At 61.4% G+C, this 17,135-nt stretch carries 9 protein-coding genes and 1 pseudogene; 5 read left to right on the top strand and 5 right to left on the bottom strand.

Going from position 1 to position 17,135, the window contains the following annotated elements; genetic code table 11:
* Nucleotides 1–66: 66 nt before the first annotated feature.
* Nucleotides 67–957 carry a DUF2167 domain-containing protein gene (locus AC1D06_RS25540; RefSeq protein ID WP_477988609.1) on the top strand — a complete coding sequence of 297 codons (891 nt, stop codon included), beginning with the start codon at nucleotides 67–69 and terminating at the stop codon, nucleotides 955–957.
* 290 nt (nucleotides 958–1,247) lie between these two features.
* Here the strand turns inward: AC1D06_RS25540 and AC1D06_RS25545 are convergent.
* Both AC1D06_RS25545 and AC1D06_RS25550 read right to left on the bottom strand, forming a co-directional pair.
* Nucleotides 1,248–1,685: pseudogene (locus AC1D06_RS25545) on the bottom strand (DUF2155 domain-containing protein); the annotation flags it as partial.
* Nucleotides 1,686–1,756: 71 nt separating this feature from the next.
* On the bottom strand, nucleotides 1,757–2,152 hold the full coding sequence (locus AC1D06_RS25550) for an NADH:ubiquinone oxidoreductase subunit NDUFA12 (RefSeq protein ID WP_477988610.1): 396 nt from the start codon (nucleotides 2,150–2,152) through the stop codon (nucleotides 1,757–1,759).
* A gap of 179 nt (nucleotides 2,153–2,331) precedes the next feature.
* Between AC1D06_RS25550 and hxlB the strand changes: the two genes are divergently transcribed.
* Nucleotides 2,332–2,892, top strand: coding sequence for a 6-phospho-3-hexuloisomerase (gene hxlB / locus AC1D06_RS25555; protein ID WP_477988613.1), 561 nt, complete (start codon nucleotides 2,332–2,334; stop codon nucleotides 2,890–2,892).
* Between the two features lie 7 nt (nucleotides 2,893–2,899).
* Here the strand turns inward: hxlB and AC1D06_RS25560 are convergent, their stop codons facing one another.
* Both AC1D06_RS25560 and gatB read right to left on the bottom strand, forming a co-directional pair.
* Entirely contained in the window at nucleotides 2,900–3,361 is a 462-nt protein-coding gene (locus tag AC1D06_RS25560) for an N-acetyltransferase family protein (RefSeq protein ID WP_477988614.1), read from the bottom strand.
* Nucleotides 3,358–4,860: an Asp-tRNA(Asn)/Glu-tRNA(Gln) amidotransferase subunit GatB gene (gene gatB / locus AC1D06_RS25565; protein ID WP_477880919.1), complete on the bottom strand. Its 1,503-nt coding sequence runs from the start codon at nucleotides 4,858–4,860 to the stop codon at nucleotides 3,358–3,360. The genes AC1D06_RS25560 and gatB overlap by 4 nt, the downstream gene beginning before the upstream one ends.
* Nucleotides 4,861–5,064: 204 nt before the next feature.
* Between gatB and AC1D06_RS25570 the strand changes: the two genes are divergently transcribed.
* Both AC1D06_RS25570 and AC1D06_RS25575 read left to right on the top strand, forming a co-directional pair.
* Complete coding sequence (locus AC1D06_RS25570) at nucleotides 5,065–6,963, top strand: autotransporter assembly complex protein TamA (RefSeq protein ID WP_477988615.1); 1,899 nt, start codon at nucleotides 5,065–5,067, stop codon at nucleotides 6,961–6,963.
* A gap of 9 nt (nucleotides 6,964–6,972) precedes the next feature.
* On the top strand, nucleotides 6,973–15,942 hold the full coding sequence (locus AC1D06_RS25575) for a translocation/assembly module TamB domain-containing protein (RefSeq protein ID WP_477988616.1): 8,970 nt from the start codon (nucleotides 6,973–6,975) through the stop codon (nucleotides 15,940–15,942).
* A gap of 6 nt (nucleotides 15,943–15,948) precedes the next feature.
* On the opposite strand, the gene AC1D06_RS25580 is transcribed toward AC1D06_RS25575, so the two are convergent.
* A complete protein-coding gene (locus AC1D06_RS25580) occupies nucleotides 15,949–16,458 on the bottom strand; it encodes an N-acetyltransferase family protein (protein ID WP_477988617.1) in 510 nt (169 codons plus the stop codon).
* 291 nt (nucleotides 16,459–16,749) lie between these two features.
* Here AC1D06_RS25580 and AC1D06_RS25585 point away from each other — a divergent pair, with 291 nt between their 5' ends.
* Nucleotides 16,750–17,004, top strand: a complete 255-nt coding sequence (locus AC1D06_RS25585; protein WP_477880926.1) for a YjhX family toxin — start codon at nucleotides 16,750–16,752, stop codon at nucleotides 17,002–17,004.
* The last annotated feature ends 131 nt before the right edge of the window (nucleotides 17,005–17,135 follow it).

Consider the following 17,135-nt stretch of genomic DNA (forward strand, 5'->3'; position numbering starts at 1 on the left):
CAACTGATGGAGCATAGCATGCGTAGTATCGTTGTTGGATTGATTGCATTCGCCTTCCTGCCCGCTTTGGCCGAAGCCAAGACCTACCAAGAAATGTTCCACCGGCCGGCTCCAACGATGCGGGACGGTTTGCTGGGCACACTGGATTTCAGGGAAGACAAGCTGCCGCTGCCCTCAGCCTATGCCGCGCTCAATCCGGCCGGAGATTTTTACTTCCTCAATGCCGTTGACGCAGCGAAAGTGCTGACCAAGCTTTGGGGTAATCCGCCGGACGCTGCCGACGGCGTGTTGGGGATGGTCTTCCCACGGCAGATGTCACCTGAGGATCCGCAAGCTTGGGGCGCACTGATTGACTATTCCGATGACGGTTATGTCGCAGACACCGACGCGCAATCGATCGACTACGACAAAGTGCTGTCCGATCTCAAGCAGGAGACGGAACAAGACAACGTCGAGCGCAAAGCCAAGGGCTATGAACCGATCAAGCTCGTCGGCTGGGCATCGCCACCTCATTACGACAGCAGCCTGCACGCGCTCCGCTGGGCGCGCGACCTGCTGTTCGGCAACGATATGAATGCACCGCATACGCTGAACTACCAGCTCCGTATTCTCGGCCGACAGGGTATCCTCGAAGTCAACTTCATTGCCGGAATGGATCAGCTACACACCATCGAGACGCAGGTCCCACGCGTCGCCGGTCTTGTCTCCTATGACGCCGACAAAAAATATGAGGCACATGAGGAGGGCGACAAAGTCGCAGCTTACGGGCTGGCTGGACTGATCGCCACGGCAGTGGGCGCGAAGGTGGCGGCCAAGGTTGGTCTGCTTGCTATTGCGCTGGTCTTTCTCAAGAAAGGTGCCGTGGTCATCGCGGTGCTCGCCGGCGCGATCTTCAAGCCGATCGCCAAGCTTTTCAAGCGCAAGCCAAATCAGCCGCCACCATACGACTCGGTCTGAACAGGCTCCACAGGCGTGCAGGGCAATTGCCCTGCCGGCAGAAGCATCACAACACCAGGCAACTATTGCTGGTTGGTGCCGTTATTGTTGTCATTGAAATCGTTGGTGCCGAGATCATCCGTGCTGGGATCGTCGGCGCCAACATCATTGTTGTCGCCGTTGTTCGTCCCCAACTCGTCGCTGTCATTGGTGCGGAGATCGTTGTTGGTCTTCTGCTTATTGTCCGCGCCGGCATCGGTGCTGGCGCCGGTATCCGTGCTGGTATTTGCCTGCGGCTGCTTCTGATCGCCCGCATTGGACTTGGTCTCGTTCGGCGCCGGCACATCCGAAGACTGCTTGCAGCCCGTCAGCCAGATATCATAGATCGGATGGTCGACGGCGTTGAGGCCGGGCGACGCGGCAAACATCCAGCCGGTGAAGATGCGGCGAATCTTGCGGTCGAGCGTGATCTCGTCAACCTCGACGAAGGAATCGACCTTCTGCGCCTCGGACTCCTCATGGGTGTAGCAGACGCGCGGCGTGACCTGCAGTGCACCGAACTGCACCGTCTCATCGACATAGACGTCGAAAGACGTCGTGCGGCCGGTGATCTTGTCAAGGCCGGAGAACACCGCGACCGGATTCTTGACCTTCGCGGCGGACGCGATTTGCGGCGCGCAGAATAGCCCAAGAGCGGCGATTGCCGCTGCACCCGCCGCTCTCAATCTGGTCGCTGTTGCTGATCTCATCAATCCATCCGCCAGCCGGTTCCCAATCCAGCCATTCGTTACAAAGCGATTATGGCCGGAAGAAGAGAGCCCTAGTTGCGCGGCGTCCAGGCGTCGTAGTCGCCGGTAACACGCGGGCGCTCGCCGCCGGCGGCAATGGAGCCCTTCGGCCGATAGGCGAAGGCGGTGCCGGTCAGATTGGCCTGATGTGCCTTCTGCCATTCGCGCGGCTTGTAGTCTTCCTTGGAAGGCGGCGTGTCGGTGCGATGATGCATCCAGCCGTGCCAGCCCGGCGGGATCGCCGAGGCGTCCGCATAACCGTTATAGATCACCCAGCGCTTCTGCAGGCCATAGGAGCTCATCGGCCCTTCGTAATAGACATTGCCGAATTCGTCTTCGCCGACGCGCTTGCCGAAGCGCCAGGTGAAGAAACGGGTGCCGATCGTCTGACCGTTCCACCAGGTGAGAATCTGCAGGAGAAGCTTCATGTCGCAACAGCCTTGAACGGTGCGGTTTGCGCCGGAACGGCGCCTATGGAGTCACCCGCTTATGCCGCCTGTCATCCGAATTGTCCAGTGATGTTTCGGCAAAATCAATCGGTTTCACACTTGCCTTCATGTCGCAGCAGAACCATTCTCGGCGCCCGAGAACCTCACGGGAAATCATCATGAACACGATCGCTGCGATGGGCGCCAGGGCACTCTCCGAACTCGGCCAGTGCCTCGACCGGATCGAAGACAACGAGGTCGCCGATCTGGTCGAACTGCTGGCGACATCGAAGCGCATCTGCATTTATGGTTGCGGGCGCGAAGGCCTGATGATGCGGGCGCTGTGCATGCGCATGTACCATCTCGGCATGGATGCGCACATGGTGTTCGACATGACCACGCCGCCCGTCGGTCCYGGCGACCTGCTGCTGGTCAGTTCCGGCCCCGGCTATACCGCAACCGTGCTGACGCTGCTCGGCGAAGCCCGCAAGGCAGGTGCGAGAACCGCCTGCATCACCGCAGAGCCCGGCTCGCGCGTCACAGAACTTGCCGATCTCACGCTTGCCATCCCGGCACAGACGATGGCGCGCGATGAAAGCGCACCGACGTCGTTCCTGCCGATGGGCAGCCTGTTCGAAGGCGCGCAATTCCTGCTTTTCGAAATCCTGGTGATGAAACTGCGCGACCGTCTGGGCGAAGCAGCGGAGAGCATGCGCGCGCGGCACACCAATCTCGAATAGGCCTTCCTCAGAAGGCCAGCTCTTTTTCGAAGACCGACACTTCGGACGCATGCGGCCGGTCCACACCGTGCTTGGACCAGCCCACTTCGGCAAAACCCAGGCCGGAGAAGAAGCGCTTCGCGCCCTCATCCTGCCTGCCGACCTCCACCCGCATCCGTTTGGCATCGGGAAAACAGGTTTCGAGCTCGGCGAAAAGATCGCGTCCGAGGCCCTGCCCTTCGAATTCCGTATCGACGATCAGCCGATGCAGGATGACGACGTCGCTTTCGCCCGCCGCCATCGCAGCATAGCCCATGCCGCCAATGCGTCGGCCGTCATCGGCGAGCACGAATTCCGAATCAGGCCGCGCCAGATCGGCTTTGAGGTTCTGGACCGAGCGCGCCGCTTCCGGCTCGCGCGCCTCGATCAGCTTGGCAACGGCAGCGAGGTCGCCCCCGCCCGCCGAACGGATGAAGAAGATCGAGCTCACTCTTCGATGCCGAGCTTGGCCTTGACCAGGGCCTGAACGGCCTGCGGGTTGGCCTTGCCGCCGGTGGCCTTCATCACCTGGCCGACGAACCACGCGGCCATGGTCGGCTTGGCCTTGACCTTGGCGACCTGATCCGGATTGGCCGCGATGATGTCGTCCACCGCCTTTTCGATAGCGCCGGTGTCGGTGACCTGCTTCATGCCGCGGGCTTCGACGATCTCCCTGGGATCGCCGCCCTCGTTGAGCACGATCTCGAACAGGTCTTTGGCAATCTTGCCGGAAATCGTGCCGTCGCGGATCAGGTCGATGATGGCGCCGAGCTGATCGGGATCGACCGGCGTCTCTTCAATGTCCTTGCCGGTGCGGTTGAGCGCGCCGAGCAGATCGTTGATCACCCAGTTCGCAGCGATCTTGGCGTCGCGGCCATCGGCCAGCTTCTCGAAATAATCGGCGATCGCCTTTTCCGACACCAGGACCGAGGCATCGTAGACGGTCAGGCCAAGGTCCTTGACCAGGCGCTCCTTCTTGTCATCGGGCAGTTCCGGCAGGCCGGCCAACAACTCGGCAACGAAGGCATTGTCGAATTCCAGCGGCAGCAGGTCCGGATCGGGGAAATAGCGATAGTCATGCGCATCTTCCTTGGTGCGCATCGACCGCGTCTCGCCCTTGGCAGCGTCGAAGAGCCGGGTCTCCTGGTCGATCGTGCCGCCCTCTTCGAGAATGGCGATCTGGCGGCGAGCCTCATATTCGATCGACTGGCCGACGAAGCGGATCGAGTTGACATTCTTGATTTCGCAGCGCGTGCCGAATTCGCCGCCCGGCTTGCGCACGGAGACGTTGACGTCGGCGCGCATCGAGCCTTCGTCCATGTTGCCGTCGCAGGTGCCGAGATAGCGCACGATGGTGCGGAGCTTGGTGAGGTAGGCCTTGGCCTCGTCGGACGAGCGCATGTCGGGCTTGGAGACAATCTCCATCAGCGCCACGCCGGAACGGTTGAGGTCGACATAGGACAGCGTCGGATGCTGGTCGTGCATCGACTTGCCGGCATCCTGCTCCAGATGCAGGCGCTCGATGCCGATCTCGATATCCTCGAACTGGCCCTGCCGGTCCGGGCCGAGCGAGATGATGATCTTGCCCTCGCCGACGATCGGGTCCTTGTATTGCGAGATCTGGTAGCCCTGCGGCAGGTCCGGATAGAAATAGTTCTTGCGGTCAAAGACCGAGCGATGGTTGATCTGTGCCTTGAGACCAAGCCCGGTGCGCACGGCCTGCTTGACGCATTCTTCGTTGATAACAGGCAGCATGCCGGGCATGGCCGCGTCGACAAGCGAGACATTGGAATTCTGCGGCCGTCCGAACTCGGTAGAGGCGCCGGAGAACAGCTTTGATTTGCTGGTCACCTGCGCATGCACTTCCATGCCGATCACCACTTCCCAGTCGCCGGTAGCCCCGGCAATGAAGCGCTTCGGATCGGGTGTACGGACGTCGACTAAGCTCATCTCTCGGCCTTCTCGCATGCATCGGTTCGATCCCCTCCGGTAGAGCAATTGATGCAAACAGGCAAGCTTTTCAGTACATCAGCAGCCGGGCGGAAAGATATGCCACGCCCGCACGTTGCGCTCGGCCCAAAAGGCCAATATGGGGTTTTCATAGAATTTTCTTTCTGTTAGCGTCCGCAGCACAGGAACGAGACTATAGAGGCCATGCGTAGGTTAAGGGCACATATTCGGGCCTCGACTGTCCTTTTTGCTTTCCTTCTGGGCGGAGCGGCGCTGACTGCTGCCAGCCAGGCCCAGGCCTTCGAAATCTTCGGCTGGAAGTTTTTCGAAAGCGACAAGGACGCGCCTGTCTCCGATCCCGTCAACTATGCGCTGACCTTCAACAGCGGTGCCGACAAGGACCTGGGCAAGGTTCTTGAAGACGCCTCCCTGCTCTACACCGACCAGAAAGAAGCAGTTTCCGGCGACCTCGGCCTAGTGATCAAGGCCAGTGATGACCGCAAGCGCCTGCTCGCCGCTCTTTATGAACAGGCCCGCTATGGCGCCGTCGTCACCATCAAGGTCGCCGGCACCGACATCGACAAGCTGCCGGCCGTGCCGCTCTTCCCGCATGAATATCCGGTGCCAGTGAGCGTCAGTGTCGACCCCGGCCCGGTTTTCCACATCAAATCCGTCACGCTCACCGGCGATGCCGCAAAATTCAAGCCGGATGACTACGGCCTGCCGGTTGGCGCCGACGCGAAATCGAATGTCATCGTGCTCGCCGCCGGCAAGATGGTCGAGGATCTCGAGGCCGATGGCCGTCCGCTCGCCAGGCTGACACAGCGCCAGCTCGTCGCCAATCACGACGACAACACCACCGATATCACCATCGGCGCCGAAGGCGGCCCGGTTGCCGATTACGGTGACACCGTCGTCACCGGTTCGAAGAAGGTGAAGGAGGATTTCATCCGCGACTGGTCGCGGCTCGACAAAGGCCGCCGCTACTCGCCGCAGGAGGTCAAGGACGCCGCCGAACGCTTGCGGAAACTCGGCGTCTTCTCCTCGATCATCATCACCAAGGGCGATCGGCTCGACAAGCAGGGCCGCATCCCGATGAGCGTCCAGGTGTCGGATGGCAAGCAGCGCTATTTTGGCGGCGGCGTGCAGTTCTCGTCGATCGACGGCCTCGGCCTGCAGGGCTATTGGGGACACCGCAACCTCTTTGGCGGGGCCGAATCGCTCAAGATCAGCGGATCCATATCCGGTTTCGGCCAGACCCTGGATTACAAGGATCTCGACTATAACTTCTCCATCTTGTTCTCCAAGCCGGACGCCTTCAGCGAAATCACCACCTTCAATGCCGGGATCGTCGCCAGTGCCACCCATCCCGACACCTACCAGTCCGCGGCACTTTCGACCTTTGCCAATGTCGGCTTCGATCTGAGCCGCATCGATACGCTGACCGCGGGCGGCGACGTCACCTGGAGCGAGACCGACGACGTGTTCGGCGACAACAAATATCTGGTCGTTTCAGCGCCGCTGAACTGGCTGAGAGACACGACCGACGATCCGCTCGATCCGAAGTCGGGCTACAAGCTTAACCTGAAGGCCCAGCCGAGCTACGAGATCAACAACAGCCTGCCCTTCACCTCGATCGAAGGCAGCGTCTCAGGTTATTATCCTATCGGGCAGCAGGACGATATCGTGCTCGCCGGCAAGCTTTCCATGGGCACGCTGCTCGGCGTCGGCGACATTTCCGAGATTCCGGCACTGCGGCGCTTCTACGCCGGCGGCGGCGGATCGGTGCGCGGCTATGGCTTCCAGGAAATCTCGCCGCGCAACAATGATGGCGATGCCTTGGGCGGCGAATCCTATGTGCTGGCGTCGATCGAGCCGCGCATCAGAATCAATGACAAGTTTGGCATTGTGCCCTTCCTCGATGTCGGCACTGTCGGACGGCAGCCCTATCCTGATTTCAGCGACATCCGCGCCGGTCTCGGCATCGGCATTCGTTATGCGACACCACTGGGGCCGCTCAGGCTCGATGTCGCCCTGCCCCTCAAACGCTATGACGGCGGTGCCACATTCGGCATCTATGCCGGCATCGGCCAGTCATTCTGAGAGGCGGCGATGTTGCACTTCCTTGGCAGATTCATCCGCGGATTGCTCACCGGTCTCGTGATTATTGTCGTGCTGCTCGCGGTAGCGATCGGCTATCTCGGCTTCACCGCCTCGGGCAACCAGTTCCTCGCCGACCGCGTCGCCGAGCAGGTCTCGACGCCGGACATGCAGATTTCGCTTGAAGGCGTGAGCGGCCTGCTCGAAGGCCGCCTGCATCTCGACCAGGCCACGCTTGCCGACACAAAGGGCAAATTCGCCGAGGCCAGGGATATCGACGTCTTCTGGACGCCATCGGAACTGCTGCGCCTGCGCTTCCACGCCGACAGGATCGCCGCCGAGAAACTCAGCGTCGCGCGCGCACCAATCAAGACGCTGCCTGAAAAGCCCTCTCAGGCCGCAGGCTCCTTCTCGCTGCCGGTCGAAATCAAGGTGGACAGTTTCGACCTGCCGATGATTGCGCTCGGCAAGGCGATTGCTGGGCGCGACACCATGCTCGGCCTCCGGGGATCGGCCCAGGCGGTTGCCGATCGCATCGCGCTCGATCTGAACATTGCCGAGAAGGATCGGCTGAACGCCACCGCCAAGGCTTCCGTCACCTATGCCGTCAACACCAAGCGCCTGACGGTGGACAGTTCGGTCGAGGAACCGCAGGGTGGCCTGCTCGCCCGTCTGCTTTCCTTGCCCGGCGAGCCGCCGGTCGAAATCTCCGTCAAAGGTGACGGCACGCTCGACAACTGGACAGGTGAGATCAAGGGCGCCGTCGATAGCCAGAACGTGCTGTTGATGAATGGCAGTCACAAACTCGTCGACGGCAATGTGCATGAAGTCGCGCTGATCGGCGGCGGAGACATTGCCGAATTCCTGCCACCGCAATTCCGCACGCTGTTTGCCGGCGAGACCAAGATCGATGTCGACACCCGTTTCGCCGAAACCGGCCTCATCGATATCCGCTCGGGATCGATCACCAATGACAGTTTTGCGTTGATTGCCAATGGCGCGCTCGATCCGAAAGGCGAAGCAAAGCTGACCGGCAATCTCATGCCGGCCAGAGACAAGGACAGCGTTCACCTGGACCTGCCGCTCGCGTCGGGACCGGTCTCGGTGGACCTCAGCAAGGCAAGCCTGACGCTGAACGGCGCATTCCGCAAGGCGACAATCGATATCGCTGCCGATCTCGCTGATCTGACGACGCCGCAGGCGCAAGTGGGCAAGATCAGCCTGACAGCGCATTCCGACGCCTTCGACTTTGGCGGCAAGACCGGAAAGCTGTCCTACCAACTCGGCGCTGCTGCACTCGATCTCGCCAATCCCACCGCCGCCAAATTGGTCCAGGGTCCGCTGAACCTGCGCGGCACCGCCGATATCAAGCCGGACGTGATCACGCTGGCCGGTGCAGAACTAGAGAGCGCCAAGATCGGCGGCAAATTCTCGGGCAGTTTCGCGCTCGCCAACCAACAAATCGCCGCCGACTTCAACCTCTTCCTCCTGCCACAAGACCTGCTGCCGCCGTCAATCGCAACGAAGCTTTCCGGCACTGTCGGGCTCTCAGGCCATGTCAGCGCCACGCTGCCTTCGGCCTTTGCAGTACAAAACCTGCAGCTCACATCGAACCTGATGACTGCCAGCGGCACCGCCTCGCTCGACGGCGATGCCCTGACAGCCAATCTTGTCGCCGACGTACCCGACCTCGCGCCTTTCGCGTCTCAGGCCTCCGGCAAAGCAAGCATCGCCATCGACGCTTCTGGTACGGTGGACAAGCCATCGGTCATCGTCCATGTCGCATCGGATGAGATCGCCTTCGCCGGCAAGGCGCTCCAGGCAATCGACGCAACAATCGCCAATCCGTCACTCGACCTGAAGCAGCCTAGCGCGAAAATCACGCTGTCCGCGACCTATCTCGGCCAGACGATCAAGACGGAAGCCGAAGCGCGGTTGAACGACGGACTGGTCGCCATTCCTTCGCTGAAGACCGACATCGGCGCCAACAGCCTTGTGGGCGCGCTCAGCCTCGACACCACCTTCCTGCCGTCAGGGCAAATTGCCTTCGATCTGCCCGATATTGCCAGCCTGGCAAAGCTTGCCGGCCAGACAGCCGATGGCGCCCTGAAAGGCACGATCGACCTCACCGCGAAGGATGGCAAGCTCGCAGCCAAGATTTCCGCGAATGGCCCCAGGCTGACGACGTCAGGCATTGAGATCACGGCTCCCAGCCTYGCATTGCAGTCGTCCGACCTGCTGACGCAACAGATGTCCGGCCACATCACGGCAGAGAAGATCGCGTCTGGCAGCAATCATCTCGATCAGGTCGCGCTTGATCTTGCGCTCGCTGGCAAGCAGATCGATTTCGCATTGGATAGCAGGTTCGATTCTGGGCCACTCACCGTCAAGGGCGCGGTTCTGCAGCAGGATCAAGGCCTTGTCGTCAAGCTTGCATCTTTCTCAGGCACCCCCCGACAAGTTTACGTTGGGTTAGCCCAGCCGACAGAAATCTTGGTCCAGGGCGGGACAGCCCGGCTGCAAGATCTCACTATTGCCGCCGGCGACGGAACTATCGTCGTCAACGGCACCGCCGGCAAGCTGCTTGACCTGACCGTAAAAGCGAAGGACGTGCCAGTTGCGCTAGCCAACAGCTTTGCCAAGGGCCTCGATGCAAGCGGCCATATCTCTGCAAACGCAACCATCACCGGCAAGGCGGCCAAGCCAAGCATCAAATTCGATGCGGACATAGCCGGACTTGAGACCAGCCAGACCCGCAGCGCCAAACTGCCGGCTCTGACGATATCGACAAAGGGCGAATTCGCTGACAATGCGCTCACCGTCACAGCGACGAGCAACGTGCGTGATCAGACAGCGAACGCCAAGGCCGACGTTGCGCTCACGGACGGCGCAGTCTCCATCCCATCCTTCACCGCAGATGTCGGCGCGAGCCGCTTCGCCGGTGCGCTCGCCCTGGATCGGCAGTCGCAACCGTCGGGCCGTATCACGTTCGATATTCCTGATGCCAATGCGCTCGCCGCGATCGTCGGCCAAAAGGCCGAAGGTGCGGTGAAAGGCGCCATCGAGATCGCCTCGAAGGACGGCAAGACCGACGCCAAGGTCGACGCGACCGGCACGATCCGCAACCAGGCCATCAAGGCACTGGTAGAGGCGACCATCGACAAGGGCGCGCTGGCTCTGCCCTCGCTTCGGATCGATATCGGGCGCAATCTGCTGGCCGGCGCCGTGACGCTCGACGAGAAATTCCTGCCCTCCGGCAAGATCAGCTTCGATTTCCCGGATGTCGCGCTACTGGCGGCGATGGCCGGACAGAAGGCGGAAGGATCGCTTAAGGGCGCCGCTGATATCAACTCGGCAAACGGTCGAGTCGACGCCAAGGTCAATGCACAGGGCAATCTGAGGGGTCAGACCATCGATCTGAATGCCGACGTGGTTTCTGATAAGGGCCGCATCTCGCTGCCTTCGCTCGATGCCACCATCGGCCCCAACAAGCTGTCCGGCGGCATCACACTCGACGCTGCGTTCCTGCCCTCCGGCAAGCTCGATTTCGATTTCCCCGACCTTGCACTACTGGCCTCCATGGCAGGGCAGAAAGCCGAGGGCGCGGTCAAGGGCACGGCCGATATCTCGTCGGCGGACAAGAAGATCGACGCCAAATTGACGGCAACCGGCCTGATCCGCAATCAAGCGATCGATATCCGGACCGACTTGATGTCAGACAACGGCTCGATATCCATCCCATCACTTACCGTCAATGTCGGCAAGAACACGCTGACCGGTGCGCTGTCCCTGGACAAAACCTTCCTGCCCTCCGGCAGGCTGAGTTTTGATTTCCCCGATATCAACTTGCTCGCCGCCTTCGCCGGCCAGACGGCAGATGGCGCGCTGAAGGGAAATGCCGATCTCATCGCCACCAATGGTAAGATCAGTGGCAAGGTGGCGGCCGCCGGCACGACGATCACAACAGACGGGGTGCAGATCGTCCATCCCGAAATGGACGTCACTGTCGCCGACCTGGCCGCCGGCCAGCTTTCCGGACATGTGAAGGCCGAGCAGCTTTCTTCAGGCGCAAATCGCCTGGATTTGCTGGTGCTCAACTTTGGACTGGCGGACCGCCAGACACAATTCGATCTCACCGGGCAATATGATGCGCGTCCCCTGAGCGCAGCCGGTCGGTTAGCGCCGGGCGAAGGCGGTCTCAAGCTGACGCTGTCCGAACTGTCGGCGATGCCGCGCAATATTCCGATCAAGTTGGATCAGCCCAACAATATTCGTATCAAGGATGGCGCCGTCAGTATCGACAATCTCTCGATCGCGCTTGGTGATGGATCACTGGTGGTCAACGGCACCGCCGGAAAGACGCTGGACCTGACGGCGCGGATCGAGCAGCTGCCGCTCGCACTTGCCAATGCCTTCGCCCCCAATCTCGATGCCAAGGGCCACCTCTCGGCCAACATCAAGGTGAGCGGAGAGGCCTCAACGCCCGCCATCACCTTCGACACGCAAATCCAGGATTTTGCGACGAACCAGACGCGAAGCGCCAAGCTGCCGGCACTTGCCATCACCGCCAAGGGACAGTTTGTCGATAACGCGCTTTCGGTGACGGCGGACACAGCGCTCCGTGACCAAGCCACGCATCTCTCCGCCAATGTGACGCTGGACCAAGGCCAAGTGGCCGTCCCCACATTCCAGGCCACCATCGGCAGAAGCAGTTTTGACGGCACGCTCGCCTTTGGTCCGAAATTCCAGCCGGCAGGCCACGTGACCTTCGACATTCCCGATGCCGGCGCACTTGCCTCCGTGATCGGCCAGAAGGCAGAGGGCGCGCTGAAGGGCGGCGCGGACATCACCTCCRAAAATGGCAAGATCGGCATCAGGCTCGACGCCGATGGCACAGTGCGTCAGCAGGTGATCACGGCACTGGCTGACATCAGCCTCGACCATGGTGCTCTTTCCCTGCCCTCACTGAAGCTCGATGTCGGCGCCAACAATTTGAACGGCGCGATCACGTTGGGCGCGGATCTCCTGCCAACCGGCAAGCTGGATTTCGACTTTCCCGACCTTGCTTTGCTCGCCGCCATGGCGGGCCAGAAGGCTGAAGGCGCCTTGAAGGGCACTGCCGACATCGCTTCGACCGCCGGCAAAGTGGACGCCAAGGTTGCAGCCACCGGCCTGATCCGCAATCAGGCGATCGACATCAACACACATATCGTTTCCGACAAGGGTGCGATCTCCATTCCATCGCTCGGCGTCAATGTCGGCACGAACACGCTGACCGGTGCACTATCCCTGAACAAAGCCTTCCTGCCGACCGGCAAGCTGAGCTTCGATTTCCCAGATATCGGCCTTCTCGCCGCCTTCGCCGGTCAAAAGGCAGACGGCACATTGAAGGGCAATGCCGATATCATCACCACCGATGGCAAGATCAGCGGTAAGATCACCGCCATCGGCACGACGATCACCACAAATGGGGCGCAGATCGTTCACCCCGAAGTGGACCTCACCATCGCCGATCTGGCTACCGGCCAGCTTTCCGGACATGTGAAGGCCGACCAGCTTTCGTTCGGCGCCAACCATCTCGATTCGCTGGCGCTGAATTTCGATCTGGTCGATCGACAAACCCAATTCGATCTCTCCGGCCAATATGACGCTCATCCGCTCAGTGCATCCGGCCAGTTGGCGCAGGATGACGGCGCACTGAAGCTGACACTGTCCGAATTCTCGGCGGCGCCGCGCAATGTTCCGGTCAAGCTCAGCCAGCCGAAAGACATCCTGTTCAGGGGCGGCGTTGTCAGCCTCGATCATCTCCTGATCGCGCTCGGCGATGGGTCGATCACCGTCAATGGCACCGCGGGCAAGACGCTTGACCTGACCGCGCAGATCGATCGGCTACCGCTCGCGATTGCCAACGCTTTTGCGCCCGGGCTGGATGCCGCGGGCCTGATATCGGCCAATATCAAGGTGAGCGGTGATGCCTCGACGCCGGTCATCGCCTTCGACACCAGGATCGCAGATCTCGCAACCAGCCAGACCCGGAATGCCAAATTGCCGGCACTCGCTGTCACCGCCAGGGGACAGTTCGCCGACAATACACTTTCGGTGACTGCAGACACGGCTCTGCGCGGCCAGCCCACGCATCTTTCCGCAAACGTGAAGCTGGACGACGACCAGGTCGCCGTGCCCACATTCACAGCCACGATCGGCAAGAGCAGTTTCGGCGGCGCGCTTGGCTTCGATTGGAAATTCCAGCCGGCTGGCCACGTGACCTTCGATATCCCGGATGCCGGCGCGCTTGCCGCCATCGTCGAGCAGAAGGCCGAGGGCGCACTGAAGGGCCGCGCCGACATCACGTCCAGGGATGGCAAGATCGGCATCAAGCTGGATGCCGACGGCTCAGTCCGCCAGCAGGCCATCAAAGCGCGGGCGGATGTCAGCCTTGACCATGGTGCCGTCTCCCTGCCCTCGCTGACACTCGATGTCGGCAAGAACAGGCTCAACGGCGCGATCACGCTCGGCACGGATTTCCTGCCGACCGGCAAAGTCGATTTCGATCTGCCCGATCTGGCTTTGCTCGCCGCCATGGCTGGCCAAAAGGCGGAAGGCGCGCTCAAGGGCGCAGCCGACATCACCTCAACCTCCGGCAAGATCGACGCCAAGGTCGCGGCGACCGGGACGATCCGCAAGCAGGCGATCGATATCCATGTCGAAGCGATCCGCGACAATGGCAAGGTGGCGCTGCCGGCGCTGACGCTCGATGTCGGCAAGAACACACTGTCGGGCGCGCTCAACCTCGGCCCGGACTTCCTCCCGACAGGCAAGATCGATTTTGACCTCCCGGATGTGGCACTGCTGGCGGCCTTTGCCGGCCAGAAGGCCGATGGCGCGATCAAGGGTTCGGCCGACTTCCAGTCGCAGAATGGCAAGATCAGTGGCGCCATCACCGCCAGCGGTCCCAGGCTTTCCGCCGGCGGCGCCGAGATCGTCAAACCGATGGTCGATCTGAAGATCGCCGATCTCGCCAGCGGCCAGATTTCCGGAAAAGTCACCGCCGACCGCGTGGCGTCGGGCACGAATGTGATTGCAAGGCTAGCACTCGACATTGACCACGCCGGCACCAAGACCGCTTTCGACCTGAAAAGCCTCTATGACGCGTCGCCGCTGACGGCGAAGGGGGCGATTGAGCAATTGCCCGATGGCCTGAATGTGTCCCTCGACAGCTTCGCCGCCGCTCCGAAGAGGATCCCGGTAAAGCTTAACAGGCCGACCTCCTTCGCCATCAAGAATGGCACCTTATCGCTCACCAGCCTGTCGATCAGCGCCGGCAAGGGCTCGATCACCTTGACCGGCAATGCCGGCAAGGCGCTCGATCTCACCGCCAGGGTCACCGCCCTGCCCGCAAGCATTGCCAATGCCTTTGCCCCCTCGCTCGGCGCCGATGGCACGATCTCGGCGACGGTCACCGCCAAGGGCGATCCCACCGCGTCCGTCGTGACTTTCGACACCGCGTGGCAGAACGCCGCCATCAGCCAGACACGCAGCGCCGGTCTCAAGAACTTCTCGGTCACCGCCAAGGGACAACTCGCCCGGAACATCCTGACGCTCGATGCCAATGCGCGCAGCGGCGACGGCCTGTCGCTGAGAGCCGGCGGCACCGTGGCGATCGCCGGCAGCAAGGCGCTCAACCTGAAAATCAACGGCCAACTGCCCTTCCCGGCTTTGGGCGGACTTCTAGCCACGCAGGGCGTCGATCTTCGCGGCAATGCGAGGTTCGACATTGCCGTCAGCGGTTCGACTGCAAACCCGTCGATCTCCGGCCGGATTTCCACCAGCGGCGCAACCTTGACCCTGATCCGCCAGAACCTCACGGTCAACGGTCTTGCCGCCACCGTCGACCTCGACGGCAAACAGGCCCGCGTCGCCAACCTGAGCGGGAAACTCTCCGGTGGCGGCACGCTCAACGTCTCGGGAACCATCGGCATCACACCCGCCTCGGGCTTTCCCGCCGACCTGAAGATCGCGCTGAAAAATGCTGTCTATACCGACGGCAAGGTTTTGGCCGCCAAGCTGAACGGCGATCTGACCGTCACCGGCAGCCTTATCAGAGGTCCCACGGTGGGTGGACGCGTCGATGTGCGTCGCGCCGACATCACCATCCCGCAAAAACTGCCGGGAACGCTGGCGCAGATCCAGATCAAGCACAAGCATCCATCGCGCGCCGTTGCCATCCAGGCAGCCAGGATCAAGGAAAACCAGCCTGGCACCAAGACCGGCAAGGATGCCGGTGGGGTGAATTTCGATCTTACCATCTCCGCGCCGAGGCAAATTTTCGTCCGCGGCCGCGGCATCGATGCGGAACTCGGCGGCAAGATCATGATATCAGRCAATGCCGGCGCCCCCGACGTCACGGGCGGCTTCAAGATGCTGCGCGGGCGCCTGTCGATTGTCGGCCGCAGGCTGGATTTCACCGCGGGCCAGATTTCCTTCGGCGGCAACCTGACGCCGGCCATCGATATGACTGCGACGTCGACGGTCGAGGCGACGACGGTCAGCGTCATCGTCAGCGGCCTCGCCAACAATCCGAATGTCACCTTCTCGTCGTCGCCCTCGTTGCCGCAGGACGAGGTGCTGGCGCTGCTGATTTTTGGGCGCAATTCAGCAGAACTGTCGCCGGTGCAGATCGCCCAGCTCGCCGATGCCGTGTCGACGCTGGCCGGCGGCCAGTCGAATTCGCTGTTCAACCGGCTGCGCCAGGGCCTCGGCGTCGACGATCTCGACGTGGGTACGGACGAAAACGGCAAGAGCAATGTCTCGGTCGGCAAATACCTCAACAAGCGCACCTATCTGCAGCTTCAACAGGATACCACCGACAACACCACGAATGTCATCATCAATCTCGACATCGGCAAGGGCGTGAAATTGCGCGGCGAAGCGGGCTCCGACGCCTCGACCGCCGGCGGCGTGTTCTTCGACAAGGAATACTGAGTCCGGTCAGAACTCCGCGTAGACGGACGGCTTTTCCTGCGCCTCCAGCGGTTTGACCAGCCCAACCGTGTCGACGTCGCGGTCGAGCTGCGGCGACCAGACAGCTGTCATCCAGCGGATGGCATAGCCCTGGCGCTGCAGGAATGCGATCGCATGCGCATTCTGCGAATGCGTCTCGATGCGCACATTGTCATAGCCTTGCGCGGCAATCTCTTCCTCCTGCTTGGCGAGCAGCGTGCGGCCCACGCCCTGCCCCTGCCAGACCGGATCGACCCAGAGATCGGTGATGTGATTGTCGAAATTCTCCCGTGCCGCCCAGGCAAGGATCTGCCCACCCTGTTCGGCAATATCGATGGTGAGAAAGCTGTTGCGGGTGAAATTGGCGAAGGCGCGCTCCGCATTTTCCCACATCAGTTCGGCGTCCACCCAGCCGGCAACCGCGCTCGCCCAGGCGCGCATGCCCACGGCGGCGATGTCTGCCGCTTCGTCTTCGCGTGCGCTGCGGATGGTCGGCATCGGCGCTCCTGTTGAGACAGTCCCCGTTATCAATCGAAACCCGGAAAACCTTGCCGGTCAAGGCCTTCCGGCAATTATCCTGGGTTGACGCCGGAGCCGTAGCGGCTAAATTGAAGCTCTCCCAAAGGAGTTCTGATGTCCAACTTGTCTGAGATTGCCTGACGGACCCTGCCCGCGATTTTGCGATCGAAAGATGTTCGATCGCCACGCGCGCAGCGGAGAACATGCATCCCGGCCCCAGAGCATGCTCTGCCAGGCGCCGGACCATTTCTCTTGTCCGGACATCTCATCATGGATATCACCCGCGCCGAACAGCGCATCCTGCACCTGCTCGCCCAGGGCGGCTGGATCGAGCATCTTCGCTCGAAGACCAAGATCGACCACGTCGCCTGCTTCAATCGGGAAGGCTGGCGCTATCCCAGCCTCGACCTCGACCTGTTCCGCAAGCTCAAGCGGTTGAAGGCGATCTCGTCGTCAAGGGGCCAGCCCTATCGCATCACCGAACGCGGACTGGTGCTCGTGCGCTCGCAATTGAACAACCGTTGACATGGGCGAAGGTCCGCATGCTATCGCGGACCTTCCCTCAGAGCCCGATTTAAAAGTAGTTGAGCGATAACAGCAGGTTGTGATTCCCTTTTGGTGCTAAATCAAAATGGGGTTTCCGATGACCTGGACTG

It is taken from the genome of Rhizobium sp. P2_G2, from assembly GCF_056403555.1.